This window comes from Thiorhodococcus fuscus, from assembly GCF_042682685.1.
Lineage (GTDB): Bacteria > Pseudomonadota > Gammaproteobacteria > Chromatiales > Chromatiaceae > Imhoffiella > Imhoffiella fuscus.
On record NZ_JBHUHX010000002.1, the window covers coordinates 72,387 to 94,108 of the forward strand.

The following is a 21,722-nucleotide window of genomic DNA, read 5'->3' on the forward strand; positions in this document are numbered from 1 at the left end:
AGTCCATGAGTGAAGTCACGGTCAAGCAACTCGCATCCACGGTTGGTATCCCTGTCGAGCGGCTCCTTACCCAGTTGAACGAGGCGGGCATCAGCGCGAGTGGCGCGGATGCGACGCTGACTGAGCAGGAGAAGGTCCAGCTCCTCGGCTATCTACGCCGCAGTCATGGAAAGGACGAAGAAGGTGCGGCTTCGGCTCCGAACGAGGTCACCCTGAAGCGCAAATCGGTCAGCGAGTTGCGTCAGCCAACCCCAACGCCACGCAGCGGCACGACTGGTGCCAGACCGGCGCCAACGCCGCGCAGCAGCAAGACGGTGAGCGTCGAAGTGCGGCGCAAGCGGACCTATGTCAAGCGTGGGGATTCGGCGCCTCAGTCCTCGAACGCTTCGGGTGCGCGTCGGCAATCTAACGACCGTTCACGGCCTCAGCGCGAGCGTGCCACGTCGGTGAGTTCGGTGTTCGACGAGTCGCGTCGGCGCACCGAACTGGAGGCGATGCGTGCGGAACAGGAAGCGCGCCGCCTCGCGGAACAGGAAGAGCAGGAGCGCATCGCTCGCGAAGAGGAGTTGCGTCGACGCGAAGCCGAGGAGATTCGTCGCCAAGAGGAAGAGGCGCGTCGCGTCGCCGAGGAAGCGGCTCGGCTGAAGGCCGAGCTTGAGGCTGCCGAGCGCAAGGCCGCCGAGCCTCCTGAGCCTGAACCGGTAGAAAGCACCGACGAAGAGCCGAAACCCAAGAAAAGCGGATCGGCGGCCAGTCCGGCCAGCCCGCGTCGTGCGGCAGAGCCTGCGCGGCCCAAAAAGGGCGTCAAGAAGGCTGCCGAGCCTGTCGAGAAGGAGCGTGTGGCCAAGAAGTCTGCCCGCAAGGACTCGGCGCGCGTTCGCGATGTCAACATTTCTTCTCGCTCCGATTACGAAGAAGTCGATGGAGCTGGTGGTTCCGGACGCGGACTGCGCCGTAAGCGGAAGGGGTCGAAGCCTCAGCTTCAGGACAAGCATGCCTTTCAGCGGCCGACCGCGCCTGTGGTGCGCGAGGTCGAGGTTCCCGAGTCCATCTCGGTGGCCGAGCTGTCCAATCGTATGTCGGTCAAGGCGTCCCAGGTCATCCGAGAGCTCTTCAAGCAGGGGATGATGGTCACCATCAACCAGGTCTTGGACCGGGATACCGCGACGATCGTGGTCGAGGAAATGGGGCATACCGTCGTTGTCGCCGATGAGCGCGATGCGGAAGGTTCGCTGCTCGACGATTTGCATGAGCAGGAGGGGCAGTTCGAGTCCTATACGCGTCCACCGGTCGTGACCATTATGGGGCACGTCGATCACGGCAAGACCTCGCTGCTCGACTATATTCGTCGCACCCGCGTCGCCTCCGGCGAGGCTGGCGGCATTACCCAGCATATCGGTGCCTACCACGTCGAGACCGAGAAGGGGACCGTCTCTTTCTTGGATACCCCCGGTCACGCGGCCTTCTCGGCCATGCGTGCACGCGGTGCTCAGGTAACGGATATCGTCATCCTGGTCGTAGCGGCCGACGACGGCGTCATGCCCCAGACCATCGAGGCCATCCACCACGCCCGCGCGGCCGGCGTTCCGCTGATCGTCGCCATCAATAAGATGGATAAGCCGGATGCCAATCCGGATAAGGTCATGCAGGAACTCACTCAGCACGATGTGCTGACCGAGGAGTGGGGCGGCGACACCATGATGGTCAAGGTGTCCGCCAAGGCCGGCATGGGTATCGACGAGCTGCTCGATGCCATTCTGCTGCAAGCGGAGGTCCTTGAGCTCAAGGCGCCGATCGAGGGCCCGGCCCTTGGGGCCATCGTCGAGTCGAGCCTGGACAAGGGTCGCGGCCCGGTTGCGACCGTGCTGGTGCAGTCCGGTACCCTGCACCGTGGCGATGTCATCGTCAGCGGTGGCGAGTACGGCCGCGTTCGCGCCATGTTCGACGAGGCGGGTGCACCCATCGAGACCGCCGGCCCATCGATCCCGGTCCAGGTACTGGGTTTGTCCGGTACGCCGAATGCAGGTGACGACGTCATCGTGGTGGCCGACGAGCGTCGGGCGCGCGAGGTTGCGGAGTTCCGCTCCGAACGTTCGCGCCAGAACCGTTTCGACGAGCAGCGCGGAGTCAGCCTCGACCAGCTCTTCTCTCAGCTCAAGGAAGGTGATCAGAAGTCGGTCAACCTCATCGTCAAGGCCGACGTGCAAGGTAGTCTGGAGGCGCTTAAGGACAGTCTGCTCAAGCTCACCAACGATGAGGTCAAGGTCTCCATCGTTTCCTCGGGCGTCGGCGGTCTTACGGAATCGGACGCCAATCTCGCCGTCACCTCCAATGCGATCATGCTCGGCTTCAACGTCCGAGCCGACGCCTCGGCGCGTCGCGTTGTGGAGGAGAAGGGGCTCGACTTACGTTACTACAGCATCATCTACGAGCTGATCGATGACGTGAAGAAGGCCATCTCGGGTCTGCTTAGCCCGATCGTCACGGAGGAGATCATCGGTTTGGCAGAGGTGCGCGATGTGTTCCGCTCGTCCAAATTCGGTGCGGTCGCTGGCTGCATGGTCGTCGAGGGCTCGATCCGTCGCAATAGTCCGATCCGCGTGTTGCGCGATAACGTCGTTGTCTACGAGGGCTCGCTGGAATCGTTGCGCCGTTTCAAGGACGACGTGAGCGAGGTGAAGTCCGGAACCGAGTGCGGTATCGGCGTCAAGAACTACAACGATGTTCAGCCGGGCGACCAGATCGAGGTCTTCGAGCGCACCGAGCGGGCCCGTGTGCTGTGAGCGAGCGTGAATTCGATCGTACCGAGCGGATCGGGGCCGAGCTACAACGCTCCCTTTCGCTCTTGGTTCGCGACCAGGTCAAGGATCCTCGGCTCGCCAATATCACGGTCCACGAGGTTCGTGTCACCCGCGATCTGGCGCATGCCAAGGTGTTCTTCACCTGTTTTCCCGACGATCAGGAGGCGGAGGCACAGGAGCGTCTGCTCAATGGGCGCCTCGCGGGTTTCCTGCGTCATGCATTGACTAAAGAGGTGCGCCTGAGGGCGATTCCTCAGTTGCACTTCGTCTACGATCAGTCGATCGGTTATGGTGAGCGTCTTTCGTCGCTGATCGATAAAGCCGTTGGCGATTCCCACTTGACTCATCCCCAAGGGGCGGATGGGGAGGATTGATTCGATGGGACGCCGTCGTAACACTGGACGCAATGTCACCGGTATTCTTTTGCTGGACAAGCCGCTTGGCTTGACCTCCAACGATGCCCTGCAGCGCATCAAGCGGCTGTATCGTGCCGCTAAGGCGGGGCATACGGGGAGTCTGGATCCCTTGGCAACGGGGCTTTTGCCGTGTTGTCTTGGCGATTCGACCAAATTTTCGGCCTTTCTGCTCGACGCCGATAAGCGCTATCGCGTTCGCGTCAAACTCGGCGTCACCACTACGACGGCGGATGCCGAGGGCGACATCGTCGAGACGCGTTCGCTGGACGGGGTCGACGAGGCGCGCGTACGCGAGGTTCTGCGCGGCTTTCTCGGCACAATCGATCAGCTTCCCCCCATGTTCTCGGCGGTCAAGCATCAGGGGCAGCGTCTTTACAAGCTGGCCCGTGAGGGTGTCGAGGTCGAGCGTCAGCCACGTCAGATCGAGATCCGAGCGCTGGAATTGCTGTCCTTCGATCTGCCCGAGATCGAACTCGATGTCCATTGCTCGAAGGGCACCTATGTGCGAACTCTCGCGGAGGACATCGGCCGCGAACTCGGTTGTGGCGCCTATGTGACTCAATTGAGGCGCACTGGAGTCGGGCCCTATTCGGAATCGGTAGCGCCCTTCGCGACCATGGAACAGGTGGCCGAATTTGCCGAGGATGAGACGCCGGAGCGTATCGACGCGCTTTTGCTGCCGTTGGATTCTGCGCTCGGGCACTGGTCGTCGGTTCGGCTTTCGGCCGATGCAGCCTTCTATCTGCGTCAAGGGCAAGCGGTATTGGTGCCTCAGGCGCCGACCGAAGGGTTGGTCAGGCTCTATGATCCGTCCAATCTCTTCATCGGGGTGGGCGTCATCATGGAGGATGGCAAGGTTCAGCCCAAGCGATTGATTTGAGATGAGCCCGGCCGGGATCGGTTGGGCGCCTTTCGGCGATCCTGTTTTTCAATTCGGCCCGATATCCCTGAAGTCATTGTCGGGGTGAGATTTCGACGTTGGTGCGTCGGATCCGGGTCTTTCGTGTGTGACCTAATAGATATAGATCGAGGAATCAACCAATGACAATGACTGCAGCGGACAAGAAGAAGGTCGTCGAGGAATATGCGCGCGGCGAGAAGGACACTGGATCCCCCGAGGTTCAGGTCGCCCTGTTGACGGCGCGTATCCTACAGTTGACCGATCACTTCAAGGAGCACAAGCACGACCATCACTCGCGTCGTGGACTGGTGCGCATGGTCAACTCTCGCCGTAAGTTGCTCGACTACCTCAAGCGCAAGGATTTGGATCGTTACCGTGAGCTGATTGCGCGTCTGGGTCTGCGCCGCTAAGGTTCGTTCGGCTCTGGCGATCGGGCGACCCGCTGATCCCCGTTCGTCATACTGCCCGTGGCCCGTTCGCCACGGGCGGTTCAGACAGCAAGCACCGCTACTCATCTCTCGCTTCTCTCTCGCTCAAACCTTAAAGTTGCCGCGCACCAGGTTCGACGCTTTGACGGCCCAAACATCCCGAGGATTTATCTGTGATACCCACCCCAATCGTTAAACAGTTCCAGTTCGGAAACCAGACAGTCAAGCTGGAAACTGGCGAGATCGCTCGCCAGGCCGATGGTGCTGTCATGGTCAACATGGACGACACCGTGGTCTTGGTCACAGTGGTCGTCAATAAGAGCCCTGGCGTGGAGAGAGACTTCTTCCCTCTGACGGTCGACTATCAGGAGAAGACCTACGCTGCAGGTCGAATCCCGGGCGGCTTCTTCCGTCGCGAGGGGCGTCCGAGCGAGAGCGAGATTCTGACCGCGCGTCTCATCGATCGTCCGATTCGCCCGCTGTTTGCCGACGGTTTTACCAACGAGGTTCAGATCATCGCGACGGTCAAGTCGTTGAACCCGGCGGTCAATCCTGAGGTTCCGGCCCTGATCGGCGCCTCTGCGGCCCTCGCCATCGCGGGTGTGCCATTCAATGGCCCCATCGGTGCCGCGCGCGTCGGCTACAAGGACGGCGAGTATCTGTTGAATCCGCCCGTCATCGGACTCAATCCCGATTCGGACCTTGATCTGGTCGTCGCCGGTACCGACAAGGCGGTGCTCATGGTCGAGTCCGAGGCGCGGGGGCTGTCCGAAGAGGTGATGCTGGGGGCCGTGCTGTTCGGTCACGAGCAGATGCAGGTGGTCATCGAGGCCATCCGCGAGCTGGCAGCCGAGGTTGGCAAGCCGCAGATCGACTGGACGCCGTCCCTGGTTTCGCCGGAATTGGCGGATGCGGTTGCCAATGCCTGCGGCGAGCAGATTGCGGCGGCCTACCGCATCAAGGAGAAGCAGGAGCGCTACAACGCGCTTACCGCAGTGCGCACCGCCGCTAAGGAGCAGCTCTGCGGCGAGGAATCGTCCTGGAGCGAGATGGCGGTCAAGGGTGCGATCGAGGCGTTGGAAAGCAAGATCGTGCGAGGTTCCATCCTCGCCGGCAATCCGCGTATCGACGGACGCGACAACAAGACCGTGCGTCCCATCACCATCCGCGCCGGCGTGCTGCCGCGTACCCACGGTTCGTCGCTTTTCACGCGTGGCGAGACTCAGGCGATGGTCATCACCACCCTGGGGACCGAGCGTGACTCGCAGATCATCGACGCGCTCGATGGCGAGCGGCGCGAGCATTTCATGCTGCACTACAACTTCCCGCCCTTCTGCGTTGGTGAGTTGGGTCGGGTCGGTAGCCCCAAGCGTCGCGAGATCGGCCACGGTCGTTTGGCGAAGCGCGGCGTTCTGGCCGTGATGCCGAGCATCGAGGAATTCCCCTATTCTGTGCGTGTGGTCTCCGAGATCACCGAGTCGAACGGTTCCAGCTCGATGGCCAGCGTCTGCGGCACCAGTCTGGCGCTGATGGATGCCGGCGTGCCCATCAAGGCACCGGTCGCGGGCGTCGCCATGGGCTTGATCAAGGAAGACGAGGAGTTCGCCGTCCTGACCGACATCATGGGCGACGAGGATCATCTCGGCGACATGGACTTCAAGGTCGCGGGTACCGCCGAGGGCATCAATGCCCTGCAGATGGATATCAAGATCGAGGGGATCACCAAGGAGATCATGGAGATCGCTCTGGCTCAGGCCAAGGAAGGGCGTCTGCACATCCTCGGCGAGATGAGCAAGGTGATGTCCTCGCATCGCTCCGAGATGTCCGAGCATGCGCCGCGCATCATCGAGTTCAAGATCCATCCCGAGAAGATCCGCGACGTCATCGGCAAGGGTGGCTCGGTCATTCGCGCCATCACCGAGGAGACCGGCGCTACCATCGACATCAACGACGATGGTGTGATCAAGATCTTCTCGGTCGAGAAGGCCGCGGGCGAAGAGGCCAAGAAGCGCATTCGTCTCATCACCGCAGACGTCGAGGTCGGCAAGGTCTACGAGGGTAAGGTCGCGCGCCTGATGGATTTCGGCGCTTTCGTCACCATCCTGCCCGGTCGCGACGGTCTGGTTCACATTTCCCAGATCTGCGAGGAGCGCGTTCAGTCCGTCAGCGATAAGCTGAGCGAAGGCGATGCCGTTCGCGTCAAGGTTCTGGAAGTCGACAAGCAGGGCCGCATCCGTCTCAGCATGAAGGCGGTCGAGCCTGGCGAGTGACACCATCCGGCGACATCGCTAAGCACTGAAAAAGGGGCCGGAAGGCCCCTTTTTCATGTCTGCGTTTGATGGGACGTCTGTCTACGAAGGGAGTGCGGTGAGGCGGGTTGTCTGGGCGCGATGTTTCATCGGTGTTTGTGCGCAAGGCGTTGCAGCTTCGCTTTCGACAAGCCGGCAATAGGGGACGTCGGTTTTTCTCAAAGGTGGCGTCTCTGGCCCAGCCGGGCTGCGGATGGATCGTTCCGTTCGTATCCGCTGTGGGGTCTCAGGTTGCGGTTCTTTTCCGGTCAAGGTCAGCAGACACTTAAGTAGCGCGTCTTCCACGGACCGATCTCCCTGATGCGGAAACGTTTCCATCAGGTCGGCGCCGATGACGCGGCAATTGTCGTTCAGCCATCGACAGCAGATGTGTAGTGCCTCAAGGGACAGCCCTCCCGGTTCGGGGCAAGCGACGTTGGGGGCAAATGCGGGGTCTAGGACGTCGGCGTCGAGGCTCACATAGATCGTCTCTCCCTTGAGTGGGGCAAGGCACTGTGTGAGCAATGAGGTGGACGTGTAGGCGGGGATGCTGGCGAAACGTGGCGTCTCCGGATAGTTCAACTGAGTCGCTATGCTGCGTCCGCCGACGTTGACGGCGCATCTGGCCCATTTGCGTTTGAGTATTTCGCCGACAAAACCGCCGTTATGCAGTCGATCGTCTTCGGTGCAATTGCGTCCGAGATCGAAGTGGGCGTCGAAATAGACATAAACGGGGCGTTCGGTTTCGTCGCGGGCGCTGCCGAGTAGTCCGGCAAGGCTTGCTGTGTGATCGCATCCAATGATGATGGGCAGTCCGCCGCTGTTCACGACCGTCGCTGCCGTGTCGGCGATTTCGATCATGGCCTCCGACGGATCGGTCGAGGTCACGGAGCCAAGGTCGTAGAGCCCTTGATACGCGCCTGCCGCTCCCGTTTTCTCGCGCAGTAAGCTGGCCGCCCCCGGGTTGGGACGGCCGTATCGACGATCGATCTCCAGGTCGCATCCCAAGAAGGCGACATCGCCATTCAGCGCGACCTGTGAAAATAACTGTGTGTCGACAGCCATCGCCCCAGCGAAGCCTGGGTCTGAACTGGTTTTTGTCTTCGGTCGTGGTTCGTCAGTCTTGTGCTGAAAAAAATCCGTCCGAGCACTCACTATGCTGACCATTACATTCACTTCCTCTGCTGCCGGGAATCGGTTGCCGTGCTCCATGCCTCGCGCATTGATGGGCAAGGGCCTGAAACTTTACGGCATGAATCCGCGAGATTCGCGGTTCTTTTTGCAAGATGAAGGCCAATAGCCGGGCTGTCGGTCTTTTCGTTTCCCGTTCAGGTCGATAGCCGAGCTTGGGCGTCGTCTGCGGCTCTCGGGGGGGTGCCAATTATTTGGCGTCCTGTTGCCCGGAGTCTGAGGGTAAAGGGGCGGTTCGCCAACGAATCGACGTCTTTTCCTTTTGTGCGGGGTGGTGGTGAGGGGGGGCGGTCCAGCCAGTGGTGTTGGCCGTTTTGCCGTGGTGAGATGTCAGCCGAGGCCGAGCGGAGATAGGCGCGAATGTCTTCGCGCCGAGACCTGTCGTTACGCAGGAATCATCAAGAGTCCGTTACGGGATAATCCTGCGTCTCAGCGCACGGCCATGATGAGCGCGACGACCAGCAACACGACGGCTCCGAGCGGCAGGATGGCGGCGGGCCAGTCTCCGCGCTGGGCCTTGGGGCCATGTTCCTGCCAGTGTTTGTAGACCGGCCAGAGATAGAACAGCATGAGGCCCAGCACGATGGCTGCGCTGATCTTGAGAAAGAGTTCCATGAGACCTCCAGCTCCGGTGAGGGGCGCTTCATAGAAAACCCCGGCATGCGCCGGGGCTCTCCGCAGTCAGGATGACGAGACGGTGTCTCAGTCGTCGCTCATAATGCCGAGAATCTGCAACAGGCTGATGAAGATGTTGAAGATACTCAGGTAGATGCCATAGGTCGCGAGGATGTAGTTGGTTTCCTCGCCGCGTGCAATGCGGCTGGTATCGAAGAGGATGAAGCCGCTCATCAGCAGGATGATCGCCGAGGAGATGGCCAGGGCGAGCGCAGGCATCTGCAGGAAGATGTTGGCGATGACCGCGATCATGACGACCATCATGCCGGCGAAGATGAAGCCGCCCATGAAGCTGAAGTCACGCTTGCTGGTCAGTGCGTAACCCGAAAGCCCCAGGAAGATGGTCGCGGTGCCGGCGAAGGCGAGGCCGACGATCTGCGGGCCGTTGGGGAGCGCCAGATAGATGCTGAGAATGGCGCCCAGTCCGAAGCCCAGCAGGCCGGTGATGAGGAAGATGACACCGATGCCGGCGGCCGAATTGGCCGTTCTCGGAAGGACGAAGATGCCGAGCACCATCGAGATGATGACGGATGCCATGTAGGTCCAGGGCGGAACCGCGAGGAAGAGCGACAGCATGGCGGTCAGGGCACTGAAGCCGAGCGTAGCCGCCAGCAGCATGTAGGTGTTTTTAAGTACCTTGTTGGTCGAGACCGCAGACTCTGAAGTCTTGACGACTGAAATACCCGGATTGGCCATATCGAAGTTTCACTCCTGTTTTCTATCGGTATTGTGAATTGCGTTGGTGCTTTCGGCCATTATGACCTGGTCCAGCAACCCGAGTTCCGAAGGATACCCGACGTTTCCAGTCCATGGAAATGATGTCGGGCTTTGGTAAAGTCGGCGCTTGATGTATCCTTGTCCGCCCGCAGATTAGGGCAGCGCCAAATGTGTTGCTTTAGCGGGATCCATCCAAAACCGGAGAGGTGGCTGAGCGGTCGAAAGCGGCGGTCTTGAAAACCGTTGACTCGCAAGGGTCCGGGGGTTCGAATCCCTCCCTCTCCGCCAAGCATATCGGCGCCGTGCAGGCCTTTCCCCAGGCTGTTCGCTGAACGCGTGACCCGAGTTGGACATGGCGCGCGCTCGGTTCCGGGTCCGTCTCGCTTCCATGTTGGGGCGTTTTCGCCTTCTCGGTCCATGTCTTTCTCTGTATTCACTTCCGCCCTGTTTTCGTCGCTTCTCAGACTGGCAGTCGAAGATCTGTCTTGGGTGCGGCTCGATCGTCCTTCATGGGCGTCGGACGGCTGATGGACTCCGACCCGAAGGCATTTCTCAAGCGATTGCCGACCGCTCCAGGCGTCTATCGGATGCTCGACGCGAGCGGAACGGTGCTCTATGTCGGCAAGGCGAAGAACCTAAAGCGACGAGTCAGCAGCTATTTCGGGCGTTCACTGAGCACGCGCATCCAGTTGATGGTGAGCCAGATCGCCGATATCGAGGTGACTGTGACGCGCACCGAGGGTGAGGCGCTGCTGCTCGAAAGCAATCTCATCAAGTCGCTGCTGCCGCGTTTCAATGTCCTGCTGCGTGACGACAAGAGCTATCCCTACATCCTCTTGACGGTACAGGACGACTTCCCGCGTTTGACCTTCTACCGTGGGCCGCGCAAGGGTGCGGGGCGCTTCTTCGGTCCCTATCCGAGTTCCTGGGCGGTACGCGAGACGCTGCAGTTGATGCAGAAGCTGTTTCCGGTCCGTCAGTGCGAGGATGGCTTCTTCCGCAATCGCTCACGTCCCTGCCTGCAGTATCAGATCAAGCGGTGCAGCGGCCCCTGTGTCGGTTTGGTCACGCCCGAGGAGTATGCGCAGGACGTGGCGCGCACCATCAAGTTTCTGGATGGGCGGACCAGTGAGGTGCTGGAGGAGTTGGCCGGCGCGATGGATGCGGCGGCGGAGCGCTTGGAGTTCGAGCGCGCAGCGGTATTGCGCGACCAGATCGCGACCCTGAATCGGATTCGCGAGCGTCAGTATGTGAACGGGGAGGGCGGCGATCTGGATATCGTGGCGTGTGCCCAGGAGGCGGGGCTGAACTGCGTTCAGGTCTTCTTCATTCGCGGCGGGCGCAATCTGGGCAACAAGGCATTCTTTCCTCTGGCCCCGGAGGGCACCGAGGCCGCCGGCCTTCTTGCGGGCTTTCTCGCCCAGTTCTATGCCGAGAAGGCGATTCCCTCGGAACTCATCCTGAGTGTCGAGCCGGAGGATGCCGGGCTGCTGGAAGATGCCTTTTCGGAGCGTGCCGGGCGACGGGTGCATTTTCGCACCAATGTGCGTGGCGAGCGGGCGCGCTGGCTCGAAATGGCCCTCGGCAATGCCCTGGTCGCGCTCAAGTCGCGGTTGGGCAGTCAGGCGGGCTACGCACGACGCCTGGAGGCGTTGATGGATGCGCTCGACCTGGACGAGCTGCCCGAACGCATGGAATGCTTCGATATCAGTCACACTCAGGGCGAGCGAACGGTGGCCTCCTGTGTGGTCTTCAATGGGGAGGGGCCGCTCAAGTCCGATTACCGTCGGTTCAATATCGAGGGCATCGTGCCGGGAGACGATTACGCAGCGATGCATCAGGCGCTGACGCGCCGATACACCCGTGTCAGGCAGGGCGAGTATCCGTTGCCGGATGTCGTCTTTATCGACGGCGGACGTGGCCAACTCCATGCCGCAGAGGCCGCGATCGCCGAGGTGGGCGTCTCGAATTTGCGGCTCGTTGGTGTTTCCAAGGGGCCCGACAGACGTCCGGGAACCGAGCAGCTTTGGTTGTTGGGGCAGGACTTGCCCGTTATACTGCCGGGCGATTCGCCGGCCATGCATTTGATCGAGCAGATCCGCGACGAAGCCCATCGTTTCGCGATTACTGGTCATCGCCAGCGTCGCGCTCAAGCCCGGAAGACCTCAGTGCTGGAAGAGATTCCTGGTGTCGGCCCCAAGCGCCGTCAGCAGTTGCTGAAGTATTTCGGTGGTTTGCGTGGCCTGACTCGGGCCGGTGTCGAGGAGATCGCCGGTGTCGACGGGATCAGTCGACAGCTGGCCCAGCAGATCTACGATGCCTTTCACCACGATTCAGCAGGGTCCTGAGCAATGTGGAATCTTCCGAATATTCTGACGATGCTCCGGATCGTTCTGATTCCGATCTTCGTGGCCGTTTTCTACATTGAGGAGCCCTGGGCTCCCTATGCGGCGGCGGCGGTGTTTGGGGCGGCGGCCCTCACGGATTGGCTCGACGGCTATCTGGCACGGCGCTGGGAGCAGACCTCGCCGCTGGGGGCCTTCCTCGACCCGGTCGCGGACAAGCTGATGGTCGCCGTGTCTCTCGTGGTGGTCTTGCAGGCCGATCCGCGAATCCTGCTCGCCTTGCCTGTGATCGTCATCATCGGTCGCGAGATCACGGTTTCGGCCTTGCGCGAATGGATGGCCGAGATCGGCGCCCGTGCGGCGGTGGCTGTCTCGACTCTAGGTAAGGTGAAGACGACGGCCCAGATGGTTTCGATCGTGCTGTTGATTCTGCGAGATTCGATCTTCGGGCCCTGGGTCTATGATCTTGGCATTCTGCTGGTCTATATCGCGGCGATTCTGACGCTCTGGTCGATGGTGGTCTATCTCATGGCGGCTTGGCCCAGCCTGTCCGGCAAGGTGCCTATAAAGGGTGGCGAAAAAAAATCTGCGTGAGGCTTGACGAGAGTCGAAAATCATATAAAATGCGCAGCTCTCAAGCGGGAATAGCTCAGTTGGTAGAGCACAACCTTGCCAAGGTTGGGGTCGCGAGTTCGAGTCTCGTTTCCCGCTCCAATTTCGTTGGGATGTCAGTTTGGCTGGCTTTCTGGCTATAGTAGTAAGTTAAGTCCCTGCGGGAATAGCTCAGTTGGTAGAGCACAACCTTGCCAAGGTTGGGGTCGCGAGTTCGAGTCTCGTTTCCCGCTCCAAATCCTAAAAAAGGCGACCTCAAGGTCGCCTTTTTTGTGTCTGTGATTTGTTCATCTGTGGTTCCTCCGGTTTGGTCATGGTCGCGCGACGTCCCTCTCGACGCCCTCTGGCATGCTGTTTGGGAGCGGATCTGCACCCGTCGAGGCCGTCTTGTATGCTTTCGTCGGGCTTAACCAACTGTCATACTGGGTTCTTACCGGGGGTCTTTCGACTCACTCAGCATTTCAGTAGATCCAGATTGGTTATGACTTCCTCTCTCTCCGTTGCCTCGACCTCCTTGGCTTCGCTCGATGTCGCTGCGATTCGTGCTCAGTTTCCGATTCTCGGGACATCGGTCAATGGCCGGCCGTTGACGTATCTCGATAGCGCCGCGAGTACGCAGCAGCCCGAGTCGGTGATCGCGGCGGTCAGTGACTATCATCGACTGCATCACGCCAACATCCATCGCGGCGTTTATCAGCTCTCGCAGACCTCTACCCGGATGTACGAGGAGGCGAGGGTGGTGGTGGCTGACTTCCTGAACGCGGCCGAGCCCGCCGAGTGTCTCTTCACGCGGGGGGCGACCGAGTCGATCAATCTGGTCGCATCCAGTTGGGGTGGAGGTTTCCTCAATCCCGGGGATGAGATTCTGATCTCGAACCTGGAGCATCATTCCAACATCGTCCCTTGGCAGATGGTTGCCCAGTCGCGCGGCGCGGTCATCAAGGTGATTCCGATCGACGATGCCGGAGATATCGATCTCGATGCCTATCGGCGTCTCCTGTCGCCTCGGACGCGGATGGTGGCGGTCAATCAGGTCTCCAACGCCTTGGGTACGATCAATCCGGTCGGGGAGATGATTCGGGAGGCGCATGCGGTCGGCGCCCTCGTGCTGGTCGATGGCGCGCAATGGGTGGCGCATGGGGCGACCGACGTTCAGGCGCTGGATGCCGATTTCTACGTCTTTTCAGGTCATAAAATCTATGGTCCGACCGGGATCGGCGTTCTTTACGGAAAGCGCGCCCTGTTGGATGCCATGCCGCCCTATCAGGGGGGCGGGGATATGATCGAGCGGGTTACCTTCGCCGAGACGACCTATGCGCCCCTGCCCAACAAGTTCGAGGCGGGAACGCCGTACATTTCGGGCGCCGTGGGCCTGGCGGCTGCGATCGGGTGGGTTCGATCGGTGGGTCTCGATCGCATCGGCGCGCACGAACAGCGCCTGCTGTGCCATGCGACCGAGCGCTTACAGGCCATTCCAGGACTGGAGATCAAGGGGACGGCGCGTCGCAAGAGCGGTGCGCTGTCCTGGGTGATGGTCGATCCCCCAATTGCGACGCTCGATGTCGGTGCGGGTTTGGATCTGCGTGGCATCTGCGTTCGGACTGGACACCATTGTTGCCAGCCCCTGATGGATCGGTTGGGCGTTTCCTCGACCGCGCGCGCCTCCGTGGGTGTCTACAACAGCCTGGAGGATGTGGATCGTCTGGCGGATACCTTGATTGAAATGGTCGAGGAAGAGCGCGTCAAGGCGGCCCGATCGGGGCGGGGCGGGGCGGGCTTGGCGGCGGCTGCCGAGTCGTCGGCTCCGGCCGATCTCGTCTATCCAGCGGCGGCGGCCGAGTCGCCGCAGGCTGCAGCGGAGGAAATCGCCGAGGTCTTCGCCTTTCTGCCGGACTGGCCGATGCGTCATCAGCACGTCATCGATCTCGGCGACCAATTGCCGGCGATGCCCGAGTCCCTCAAAACCGCAGAGAACGCGGTTCACGGCTGTCAGAGCACGGTGCATATTGCAGCACGCCTCAAGCCGGGCACCGAGGATGTCATCGAGTTCCTGGCGGATAGCGATGCCAATATCGTGCGCGGACTGATCGCCTTGCTGCAGCAGCTCTATTCGGGGCAGCGTGCGCGGGATCTGCTCGACTTCGATGCGGAGGCGTTTTTCGCCAGCGTGGGGCTCGATCAGCATCTGAGTATGTCGCGGCGCAACGGTCTCGCTGCCATGGTGCAGCGTTTGCGTCAGATCGCGCGGCGACACGCGGACTGACTGTCCGCAGACGCATCGAAAAAGGCCGGCGAGACGCCGGCCTTTTTGCGAGGTTTCAGTAACCGCCCTTGCGCATGACGGCGGGCAGTCCGGCGACCTTCGTGCCCTGCTTGGTGGGCGCGAGCGGGAAGAGTTGGTAAAGGTCCTTGCTGGTTGGCTTGCTGCCCCAGATTTTCCCCATATCCTTGAGAACGGCGCGCTCCATCGGCTGGTTCTGACTGTTGTTCAGGTACTGGTCGCGCAGATAGTTGATCAGATCCCAGTGCTTGTCGGTCAGTTCGATGCCCTCAATCTCCGCCAGCTTGCGGGCGACATCTTCGTCCCAATCCATGTGGTTTTCCAAATAGCCGTTTTCGGTGGTCGGGATGGTTTTGCCATTTACCTCGATCGCCATCGTTCGCTCCTCATATCTTCATCGCTATGGCGCGGCCGCGCAGCGGCTGGACGCCTCATTGGTGTATCAGAGGACGTGAATCTTATGATTTTGTGATGGAAACGTCATCATCCTCGATGCGACCGCTCTCTCGGGGTGGCGAGGCAAAGGCTCAGTGCGTCTTCTTGATCGAGTCGATTCCCTTGTGGGGGATGAAGATTCCGCACCCCATCAAGGGATGTTGCCCCAGTCCCCGCGCCTGAAGCCGAAGCGATTCCTCACGGGTCAGTCCGGCGAGCATGAGGCTGCGGGTGTGGATGGCGCCGCGCTCGGTGGCAAGGCTGAGGGTCTTGCCGCACAGCGCCTTACGGATGTGGATGTCGATCCGCTCCAGTTCGCGGGCGGCCGTCTCCAGAAACCTCTCTTCATCGATGGGGGCGGAATCGTCGTTGAAGGTGACGTGGCGTGAGAACAGCGTGGTTTCTCGACTCAGCGGTTTGATCTTTCCGGTCTCGATCGTGAGCGGGTGTCCTGCCAGATCCATTCGCGCGCCCTGAAGTTGCTCCATCAGATCCTTGACGCGGCGACCGGGGGCGCGGATCGTCAGTTTGGTGCGGCGCGAGAGCATGAGTAGTGTGTCGCGTCCATGTTCGGGGCGCTCCCAGCCGTTTTGCGAGCCGGCGACATGGATGCTGTGGATCGCCATTCCGGGTTCCTCGGCGATCCAGGGTACGAGGTCGCGCACGGCCTGTTCGAGCAGGTAGGCGTGATCGACGGGGATGGATTTGCAGTCGATCGAGAACAGGATGTCCAGGGTATCGTCCGTCGTGGCGTCCGGTTCGGGGCTTTCGTCTTCGTTCCAGAACATTTTCCGTCATGCGCTCCGTTGCGGGGCTCTACTGGTTGAACGGCAGGCGCGCCTGCAGCGCTTCGCGGTCGAACCACCAATCGTCCTGAACGAGTACGTCGACGACGTTGCGCAGCCGGACCAGGAATTTCTCCGGTTCCTTGAGCTCCAGGCGATCCATCCAAAGGTCGAGCTGCTCGGGTGAATCGATTCCGCTATGGCGTCGCGCGACAGTGCCGAGCAGCTGGGTCGTGAAAAACATGAGGTCCTCGCGCTGACGGCCGTGCGCGCGTACGTCCGACAGGAAGAGCGCCGTCGCAGCCGCCACGGCGGCGCCATCCGCATCGTCGGGCGTTTCATCGATCACATGATTGAGAAGCTCGATGGTGAGTTCTGGGTCGATGGGGCAGGTAACCGCGATCCAGATGCCTTGGCCGAGTGCGCCGATGGATTCAGGTCGGTTGGCGCGAAAGAGCACGTCGCAGGCGTCCGCCGCCAGTTCGAACTGATCGGATGCGATGAAGTGCTCGAAGGCGGCGCGCCCGATCGGCCAGGCCTCCTCTCCGCGCTCGAGTTCGACCAGCGTTCGTGCGATCTGGAGGCGGAGATCCGCCAGTCGATGCGGCGAGCATCCGCAGCGCTCCAGGTCGCGCATGTGGTCGAGCAGAACCTGTAGGTGCGATTCCAGCGCAGCCGCTTCGCCCCCGAAGTTCATGACGGAGTCGGCCGCTGTGTCTGGAAGGCTGTGGGCGAGAAGATCGAATTGCTTCATAGGATTGTGACCGCAGCCGTGTGTTATCGCAAAAGCCCGCTGAAGGCCGCTTCGAGGCGGTCTTCCCAATTGTCCGGTGTATCTGGATATGGGGGCTTCACGTCCATTCGAAAGAACCGCTCGCCGGAGCGGGCCACGTTCTGAATCAATGGAAGGAGCTGGTCGAAGGATTCGATATCTTGATTGGCGACCAGGATGTCGCTGAGTTTAAGCATGTTTTTTCCCTCTGGCCCCGTCGGTCGTTGTCCCGCTAAATCAGGCGTATTCTCGCTTTACGATCTGGGTCAGCCTAGGCCGGTTTCGACCGCTCGGCGCATTGGTGTCGTTCTAAAAACCGTTTCGATGACCAGGATCAAGCCGCGATGATGCCCTATTGCGATGAGCTGCCTCAACGGGGTGCTGTCCTCGCTATCTCATTTTTATCGCATTCGCTCGGCAGCCAGGGGTGACGTGTGCCGGTCTGGCCTCTGCGTATTGCGCTCGGAAATCAATGTGCTGACAGGGCCGGTCGAAAACAACGCAGCGTTCGGTGGTTCGCTCGTGCTCGGAGAGGGTGGGGCGTTCGTCCGAGCCGGATGATTGATCTCTAAATACTTTATTAATTAGAATATGATTATATTATAAGAAATTGACTTGTCCGTCGGCGACTTGTAGCATCCCGGTCAAGCAAGCTTCGCGAGACATGGCGGTGCGTGCGCATTTTCAATGCGATCTGTGGATTCGCGTCACGTTGTCCGCTGGCAGACTGTCGGGCGAACACGAAAAAGGCATATCCCGAAAGAGATAGCTCGAAGGTGGGCGGCTCCCCCAACCGTGGAATGGTCACGATGGTGTTTAAATCGGTAAATTAACAACTGCCGATGGGGTTGCCGGTACAGGCAGAGACGACGCATAGGGTCGGTACCACTACCTCCAATCCAGACGTGACGTGCGCATCCATCTGCTGCCCGGTTCGCCCGCCGTGGTATGAGCGATCATGCGCATATCCCACTCGCTTTCCTGGTTAATTGATAGGAGAGACCGCTCAATGGCTATCGATAAGCACACGACCCCGATGCTCGACCAGCTCGAGACCGGCCCCTGGCCGAGCTTCATCTCCGGTATCAAGCGGCTGCGCGATCAGCATCCGGATGCGCGCATCAACGAGATGACCAACGACCTCTTGGGTCAGCTCGAACACTCCTACGAGACCCGCAAGGGCTACTGGAAAGGCGGCACGGTTTCCGTCTTCGGTTATGGCGGCGGCATCATTCCGCGCTTCTCGGAGGTCGGTAAGGTTTTCCCGAAGTCCAAGGAATTCCATACGTTGCGCGTTCAGCCGCCAGCGGGCAATCACTACACCACCGCCATGCTGCGCCAATTGGCCGACAGTTGGGAGAAGTACGGCTCCGGTCTGATTACCTTCCACGGTCAGACCGGGAACATCATGTTCATCGGCACCAATACCCAGAATACCCAGCATTTCTTCGATGAAGTCAACGAATACGGTTGGGACTTGGGCGGCGCCGGCCCCTGTGTGCGCACCGCCATGTCTTGTGTGGGGTCGGCGCGCTGCGAGATGTCCTGCACCAACGAGCTGAAGGCTCACCGGATGCTGGTCAATAACTTCGTCGATGATGTGCATCGGCCCGCGTTGCCCTACAAGTTCAAATTCAAGGTCTCGGGCTGTCCGAACGACTGTCAGAACGCGATCGAGCGCTCCGACTTCGCCGTCCTGGGCACCTGGCGCGACGACATGAAGGTCGACCAGACCGAAGTCAAGAATTACGTCGCCGACAAGGGGCGCCAGTACTACATCGACAACGTCATCACGCGCTGTCCGACCAAGGCGCTGTCGCTCAACGACGACGATACACTTGAGGTCAACAACCGCGATTGCGTGCGCTGCATGCACTGCCTGAACGTCATGCCCAAGGCGTTGCACCCCGGCGACGACAAGGGCGTCACCATCCTCATCGGCGGTAAGCGCACACTCAAGATCGGCGACCTAATGGGCACTGTCGTGGTCCCCTTCAAGAAGCTGGAAACCGAGGAAGACTACGAATCCCTGGTCGAGATGGCCGAAACCATCATCGATTTCTGGGCCGAGAACGGCCTGGAGCACGAGCGTTGCGGCGAGATGATCGAGCGTATCGGGCTGGCCAACTTCCTTGAGGGCATCGGTATCGAGCCGGACCCCAACATGCTGAGCCACCCGCGCCAGAGTTCCTATGTCCGCATGGATGGCTGGGACGAGGCCGCCGAGGAATGGTTCGCGCGACAAGCCGAGGGCGGTAGCTGAGCCGCGCCCGACCGACCATCATACTCATTACCTGAACTGAACCATTCGAACCGAGCCGTTCGAAACGAATAATTCGGAGGATTAGGCAATGGCGGAAATGCGCGAGCCAATCGAGTCGGGCTGCCCGGATCCCTGGCAGTACATGCATCCGGTGATGCGTAAGAATTTCGGTCAGTGGAAGTATCACGACCATCCGCGTCCGGGCGTGCTGCTGCACGTCGCCTACAGCGGCGATCAGATCTGGACCGTCAAGGCCGGCACTCAGCGCATCCTGGATGTCTTCTCGCTGCGCAAGCTGTGCGATATCGGCGATCAGTTCGCCGACGGCCATGTCCACTTCACCTTGCGCTCCAACATCGAGTACATGGTGAGCGATGAGGCCAAGGTTCAGCCGCTGATCGACGCACTGGAAGAGGCGGGCTTCGTCGTTGGCGGAACCCAGAACTCGGTGGCGATGATTTCGCACACCCAGGGCTGGCTGCACTGCGACATTCCGGGCACCGATGCCTCGGGCGTTGTGAAGTCCATGATGGACGAACTCATCGACGAGTTCCGCAACACCAACATGCCCAACCGGGTGCATATCACCACCTCCTGTTGCCAGATCAACTGTGGCGGGCAGGGCGATATCGCCATCAACATCCAGCACACCAAGCCACCCAAGATCAACCACGATCTGGTCGCCAACGTCTGCGAGCGCCCCTCGGTCGTCGCACGCTGCCCCGTGGCCGCCATCCGTCCGGCCATGGTCAACGGCAAGCCGTCGCTGGAAGTCGACGAGCGCAAGTGCATCTGCTGCGGCGCCTGTTTCCCGCCCTGTCCGCCCATGCAGATCAACGATGCCGAACATTCCAAGCTGGCGATCTGGGTCGGCGGCAACCACTCCAACGCGCGCGGCAAGCCGACCTTCCAGAAGCTGGTCGCGGCCGGCATCCCCAACAACCCGCCGCGCTGGCCGGAGGCGACCGCCATCGTCAAGCGCATCCTCAAGGCCTATAAGGAAGGTGCGAAGGACTGGGAGCGGATCAACGAGTGGATCGAGCGCATCGGCTGGCCGCGCTTCTTCGAAGAGGTCGAGTTGCCGTTCACCAAATACCACATCGACACCTGGCGCGGCGCGCGCGCGAGCTTCAATAGCTCGTCCTACATCCGCTTCTGAGCAGCGGTTTGGGGACAGGTTGAATCACCACACCTATTCGAGGTCGACATGAAGTTCGCTCTTCAGATCAACGAGGGACCTTACCAGCACCAGGCATCGGACTCGGCCTATCAGTTCGCCAAGGCCGCGCTGGAGAAGGGGCACGAAATTTTCCGTGTCTTCTTCTATCACGACGGTGTCAACAATTCGACGCGTCTGACCACCCCGCCTCAGGACGATCGCCATATCGTCAATCGCTGGGCGGAGCTGGCTGAACAGCACAACCTCGATATGGTCGTCTGCGTGGCTGCGGCCCAGCGGCGCGGCATCGTCGACGAGGGGGAGGCCACCCGCAACGGCAAGGACGCCACCAACATCCATCCCAAGTTCCGCATCTCGGGGCTCGGGCAGCTGGTCGAGGCGGCGATCCAGTCGGATCGTCTCGTCGTCTTCGGCGATTGAAGGGGCGCAGCTATGTCTGAAATCGTGAAGAAATTTATGTATCTGAATCGCAAGGCCCCGTACGGCACCATCTACGCCTGGGAGGCGTTGGAAGTGGTGCTCATCGGCGCGGCCTTCGATCAGGACGTCTGTGTGATGTTCATGGACGACGGTGTCTACCAGCTGACCAAGGGACAGGATCCCAAGGGCATCGGGATGAAAAACTTCTCCCCGACCTTCCGCACTCTGGGCGACTACGAGGTCAAGCGCATCTTCGTCGATCGCGCCTCGCTGGAGGCCCGCGGTCTGACCCAGGATGATCTGGTCGAGATCGCCTTCGAGGATTTCGAGACCGAGGAAGAGATCGACAATATCGTCGAGGTCGTGGATTCGGAGCGCGTCAGCGAGCTGATGAACGATTCGGACGTGGTCTTCAGCTTCTAGGTCTTCAGTCTTCGGGGAGTGATCCGAATGAGTATCCTGCACACCGTCAATAAATCACCGTTCGAACGGAATTCGCTAGAATCCTGCCTGAAGTTTGCCACCGACGACGCGGCCGTCCTGCTGTTCGAGGACGGCATCTACGCCGCGCTGGCGGGGACGAGCGTCGAGTCCGAGATTGCGGGCGCGCTTGGCAAGCTTAAGATCTACGTGCTCGGCCCCGACCTCAAGGCGCGGGGTTTTTCCGAAGAGCGCGTCATCGAGGGGATCAGCGTCGTAGACTACGCGGGCTTCGTGGATCTAGCTGCGGAGCACGACAAGGTCCAGGCCTGGTTGTAATTTTTTATCGCACCGATAGGAGCACCGATATGGCAGACACGATCGACGTCGAAGGTAAGCAGTTAGCCGTGGATGAAGAAGGCTATCTTGCCGACCTCAACGATTGGGTCCCTGAAGTCGCCACCGTTATGTCCAAGCAGGACAACCTGGAGCTGACTCCTGAGCACTGGGACATCATCAACTTCCTCCGCGAGTACTACGAGGAATACCAGATCGCTCCAGCCGTGCGCGTCCTGACCAAGGCCGTTGGCAAGAAGCTCGGCAAGGAGAAGGGCAACAGCAAGTATCTGTATAGCCTCTTCCCCTACGGGCCGGCCAAGCAGGCTTGCCGATTCGCCGGCCTTCCAAAGCCGACTGGCTGCGTCTAAGTAGCCGATTCTCCGGCGAATCCCATCCGCTTGCGAGCGGTGTGGTTCGCCGGTCCACGACACAGATCCACTGAGGTAGCGGAAA

21 protein-coding genes and 3 tRNA genes are annotated in these 21,722 nt (G+C 60.5%); 17 read left to right on the forward strand and 7 right to left on the reverse strand.

What is annotated here, in order from left to right; genetic code table 11:
• The first annotated feature begins 5 nt into the window (after positions 1–5).
• The 5 genes from infB to pnp all read left to right on the forward strand — a co-directional run bounded on the left by infB (position 6) and on the right by pnp (position 6,816).
• The gene (gene infB, locus ACFSJC_RS01080) at positions 6–2,783 is read left to right on the forward strand and encodes a translation initiation factor IF-2 (protein ID WP_386021961.1); all 2,778 of its coding nucleotides are present in this window, start codon (positions 6–8) and stop codon (positions 2,781–2,783) included.
• Entirely contained in the window at positions 2,780–3,175 is a 396-nt protein-coding gene (gene rbfA / locus ACFSJC_RS01085; RefSeq protein ID WP_386021965.1) for a 30S ribosome-binding factor RbfA, read from the forward strand. Before infB ends, rbfA begins: the two co-directional genes overlap by 4 nt.
• A 4-nt stretch (positions 3,176–3,179) precedes the next feature.
• The gene (gene truB, locus ACFSJC_RS01090; protein WP_386021967.1) at positions 3,180–4,097 is read left to right on the forward strand and encodes a tRNA pseudouridine(55) synthase TruB; all 918 of its coding nucleotides are present in this window, start codon (positions 3,180–3,182) and stop codon (positions 4,095–4,097) included.
• Positions 4,098–4,258: 161 nt separating this feature from the next.
• Entirely contained in the window at positions 4,259–4,528 is a 270-nt protein-coding gene (gene rpsO, locus ACFSJC_RS01095; protein WP_007040770.1) for a 30S ribosomal protein S15, read from the forward strand.
• 191 nt (positions 4,529–4,719) lie between these two features.
• A complete protein-coding gene (pnp, locus tag ACFSJC_RS01100; RefSeq protein WP_386021970.1) occupies positions 4,720–6,816 on the forward strand; it encodes a polyribonucleotide nucleotidyltransferase in 2,097 nt (698 codons plus the stop codon).
• 81 nt (positions 6,817–6,897) lie between these two features.
• Here the strand turns inward: pnp and ACFSJC_RS01105 are convergent, their stop codons facing one another.
• From ACFSJC_RS01105 to ACFSJC_RS01115, 3 genes are all read right to left on the reverse strand, one after another.
• Positions 6,898–8,046, reverse strand: a complete 1,149-nt coding sequence (locus ACFSJC_RS01105; RefSeq protein WP_386021973.1) for an arginase family protein — start codon at positions 8,044–8,046, stop codon at positions 6,898–6,900.
• A 408-nt stretch (positions 8,047–8,454) separates the two neighbouring features.
• Positions 8,455–8,640 carry a hypothetical protein gene (locus ACFSJC_RS01110; RefSeq protein WP_386021976.1) on the reverse strand — a complete coding sequence of 62 codons (186 nt, stop codon included), beginning with the start codon at positions 8,638–8,640 and terminating at the stop codon, positions 8,455–8,457.
• Positions 8,641–8,727: 87 nt separating this feature from the next.
• On the reverse strand, positions 8,728–9,396 hold the full coding sequence (locus ACFSJC_RS01115) for a Bax inhibitor-1/YccA family protein (protein WP_386021979.1): 669 nt from the start codon (positions 9,394–9,396) through the stop codon (positions 8,728–8,730).
• 221 nt (positions 9,397–9,617) lie between these two features.
• Between ACFSJC_RS01115 and ACFSJC_RS01120 the strand changes: the two genes are divergently transcribed.
• The 6 genes from ACFSJC_RS01120 to ACFSJC_RS01145 all read left to right on the forward strand — a co-directional run bounded on the left by ACFSJC_RS01120 (position 9,618) and on the right by ACFSJC_RS01145 (position 14,637).
• A tRNA-Ser gene (locus ACFSJC_RS01120) sits at positions 9,618–9,705 on the forward strand.
• Positions 9,706–9,926: 221 nt separating this feature from the next.
• The gene (uvrC, locus tag ACFSJC_RS01125; protein ID WP_386021982.1) at positions 9,927–11,765 is read left to right on the forward strand and encodes an excinuclease ABC subunit UvrC; all 1,839 of its coding nucleotides are present in this window, start codon (positions 9,927–9,929) and stop codon (positions 11,763–11,765) included.
• A 3-nt stretch (positions 11,766–11,768) separates the two neighbouring features.
• On the forward strand, positions 11,769–12,356 hold the full coding sequence (gene pgsA, locus ACFSJC_RS01130) for a CDP-diacylglycerol--glycerol-3-phosphate 3-phosphatidyltransferase (protein ID WP_386021984.1): 588 nt from the start codon (positions 11,769–11,771) through the stop codon (positions 12,354–12,356).
• A gap of 44 nt (positions 12,357–12,400) precedes the next feature.
• A tRNA-Gly gene (locus ACFSJC_RS01135) sits at positions 12,401–12,476 on the forward strand.
• 58 nt (positions 12,477–12,534) lie between these two features.
• Positions 12,535–12,610: transfer RNA gene (locus tag ACFSJC_RS01140), tRNA-Gly, on the forward strand.
• A gap of 245 nt (positions 12,611–12,855) precedes the next feature.
• The gene (locus tag ACFSJC_RS01145) at positions 12,856–14,637 is read left to right on the forward strand and encodes a SufS family cysteine desulfurase (protein ID WP_386021987.1); all 1,782 of its coding nucleotides are present in this window, start codon (positions 12,856–12,858) and stop codon (positions 14,635–14,637) included.
• Positions 14,638–14,692: 55 nt separating this feature from the next.
• On the opposite strand, the gene ACFSJC_RS01150 is transcribed toward ACFSJC_RS01145, so the two are convergent.
• From ACFSJC_RS01150 to ACFSJC_RS01165, 4 genes are all read right to left on the reverse strand, one after another.
• Positions 14,693–15,031 carry a TusE/DsrC/DsvC family sulfur relay protein gene (locus ACFSJC_RS01150; protein ID WP_386021990.1) on the reverse strand — a complete coding sequence of 113 codons (339 nt, stop codon included), beginning with the start codon at positions 15,029–15,031 and terminating at the stop codon, positions 14,693–14,695.
• A 151-nt stretch (positions 15,032–15,182) separates the two neighbouring features.
• Complete coding sequence (gene cas6, locus ACFSJC_RS01155; protein WP_386021993.1) at positions 15,183–15,878, reverse strand: type I-MYXAN CRISPR-associated protein Cas6/Cmx6; 696 nt, start codon at positions 15,876–15,878, stop codon at positions 15,183–15,185.
• 28 nt (positions 15,879–15,906) lie between these two features.
• Complete coding sequence (locus ACFSJC_RS01160) at positions 15,907–16,629, reverse strand: hypothetical protein (protein ID WP_386021996.1); 723 nt, start codon at positions 16,627–16,629, stop codon at positions 15,907–15,909.
• A 23-nt stretch (positions 16,630–16,652) separates the two neighbouring features.
• A complete protein-coding gene (locus ACFSJC_RS01165; protein WP_386021999.1) occupies positions 16,653–16,844 on the reverse strand; it encodes a sulfur relay protein DsrC in 192 nt (63 codons plus the stop codon).
• An 812-nt stretch (positions 16,845–17,656) separates the two neighbouring features.
• Between ACFSJC_RS01165 and dsrA the strand changes: the two genes are divergently transcribed.
• The 6 genes from dsrA to ACFSJC_RS01195 all read left to right on the forward strand — a co-directional run bounded on the left by dsrA (position 17,657) and on the right by ACFSJC_RS01195 (position 21,637).
• Positions 17,657–18,910 carry a dissimilatory-type sulfite reductase subunit alpha gene (gene dsrA / locus ACFSJC_RS01170; protein WP_386022001.1) on the forward strand — a complete coding sequence of 418 codons (1,254 nt, stop codon included), beginning with the start codon at positions 17,657–17,659 and terminating at the stop codon, positions 18,908–18,910.
• An 88-nt stretch (positions 18,911–18,998) separates the two neighbouring features.
• Positions 18,999–20,069 (forward strand): dissimilatory-type sulfite reductase subunit beta, encoded by a 1,071-nt coding sequence (gene dsrB, locus ACFSJC_RS01175; RefSeq protein WP_386022004.1) that lies wholly within the window; start codon positions 18,999–19,001, stop codon positions 20,067–20,069.
• Between the two features lie 48 nt (positions 20,070–20,117).
• The gene (tusD, locus tag ACFSJC_RS01180; RefSeq protein ID WP_007040748.1) at positions 20,118–20,510 is read left to right on the forward strand and encodes a sulfurtransferase complex subunit TusD; all 393 of its coding nucleotides are present in this window, start codon (positions 20,118–20,120) and stop codon (positions 20,508–20,510) included.
• Positions 20,511–20,522: 12 nt separating this feature from the next.
• Positions 20,523–20,933 carry a sulfurtransferase complex subunit TusC gene (gene tusC / locus ACFSJC_RS01185; RefSeq protein WP_007040747.1) on the forward strand — a complete coding sequence of 137 codons (411 nt, stop codon included), beginning with the start codon at positions 20,523–20,525 and terminating at the stop codon, positions 20,931–20,933.
• A gap of 27 nt (positions 20,934–20,960) precedes the next feature.
• Positions 20,961–21,269 carry a sulfurtransferase complex subunit TusB gene (gene tusB, locus ACFSJC_RS01190; RefSeq protein ID WP_386022008.1) on the forward strand — a complete coding sequence of 103 codons (309 nt, stop codon included), beginning with the start codon at positions 20,961–20,963 and terminating at the stop codon, positions 21,267–21,269.
• Positions 21,270–21,298: 29 nt separating this feature from the next.
• Positions 21,299–21,637: a TusE/DsrC/DsvC family sulfur relay protein gene (locus ACFSJC_RS01195; protein WP_007040745.1), complete on the forward strand. Its 339-nt coding sequence runs from the start codon at positions 21,299–21,301 to the stop codon at positions 21,635–21,637.
• Positions 21,638–21,722 lie beyond the last annotated feature (85 nt).

Excerpts from the sequence above, each read along its gene's own strand:
- infB (WP_386021961.1), top strand. The coding sequence starts at position 6 with ATGAGTGAAGTCACGGTCAAGCAACTCGCATCCACGGTTGGTATCCCT.
- truB (WP_386021967.1), top strand. The coding sequence starts at position 3,180 with ATGGGACGCCGTCGTAACACTGGACGCAATGTCACCGGTATTCTTTTG.
- rpsO (WP_007040770.1), top strand. The coding sequence starts at position 4,259 with ATGACAATGACTGCAGCGGACAAGAAGAAGGTCGTCGAGGAATATGCG.
- ACFSJC_RS01105 (WP_386021973.1), bottom strand. The coding sequence starts at position 8,046 with ATGGAGCACGGCAACCGATTCCCGGCAGCAGAGGAAGTGAATGTAATG.
- ACFSJC_RS01110 (WP_386021976.1), bottom strand. The coding sequence starts at position 8,640 with ATGGAACTCTTTCTCAAGATCAGCGCAGCCATCGTGCTGGGCCTCATG.
- ACFSJC_RS01115 (WP_386021979.1), bottom strand. The coding sequence starts at position 9,396 with ATGGCCAATCCGGGTATTTCAGTCGTCAAGACTTCAGAGTCTGCGGTC.
- uvrC (WP_386021982.1), top strand. The coding sequence starts at position 9,927 with ATGGGCGTCGGACGGCTGATGGACTCCGACCCGAAGGCATTTCTCAAG.
- pgsA (WP_386021984.1), top strand. The coding sequence starts at position 11,769 with ATGTGGAATCTTCCGAATATTCTGACGATGCTCCGGATCGTTCTGATT.
- ACFSJC_RS01145 (WP_386021987.1), top strand. The coding sequence starts at position 12,856 with ATGACTTCCTCTCTCTCCGTTGCCTCGACCTCCTTGGCTTCGCTCGAT.
- ACFSJC_RS01150 (WP_386021990.1), bottom strand. The coding sequence starts at position 15,031 with ATGGCGATCGAGGTAAATGGCAAAACCATCCCGACCACCGAAAACGGC.
- cas6 (WP_386021993.1), bottom strand. The coding sequence starts at position 15,878 with ATGTTCTGGAACGAAGACGAAAGCCCCGAACCGGACGCCACGACGGAC.
- ACFSJC_RS01160 (WP_386021996.1), bottom strand. The coding sequence starts at position 16,629 with ATGAAGCAATTCGATCTTCTCGCCCACAGCCTTCCAGACACAGCGGCC.
- ACFSJC_RS01165 (WP_386021999.1), bottom strand. The coding sequence starts at position 16,844 with ATGCTTAAACTCAGCGACATCCTGGTCGCCAATCAAGATATCGAATCC.
- dsrA (WP_386022001.1), top strand. The coding sequence starts at position 17,657 with ATGGCTATCGATAAGCACACGACCCCGATGCTCGACCAGCTCGAGACC.
- dsrB (WP_386022004.1), top strand. The coding sequence starts at position 18,999 with ATGGCGGAAATGCGCGAGCCAATCGAGTCGGGCTGCCCGGATCCCTGG.
- tusD (WP_007040748.1), top strand. The coding sequence starts at position 20,118 with ATGAAGTTCGCTCTTCAGATCAACGAGGGACCTTACCAGCACCAGGCA.
- tusC (WP_007040747.1), top strand. The coding sequence starts at position 20,523 with ATGTCTGAAATCGTGAAGAAATTTATGTATCTGAATCGCAAGGCCCCG.
- tusB (WP_386022008.1), top strand. The coding sequence starts at position 20,961 with ATGAGTATCCTGCACACCGTCAATAAATCACCGTTCGAACGGAATTCG.
- ACFSJC_RS01195 (WP_007040745.1), top strand. The coding sequence starts at position 21,299 with ATGGCAGACACGATCGACGTCGAAGGTAAGCAGTTAGCCGTGGATGAA.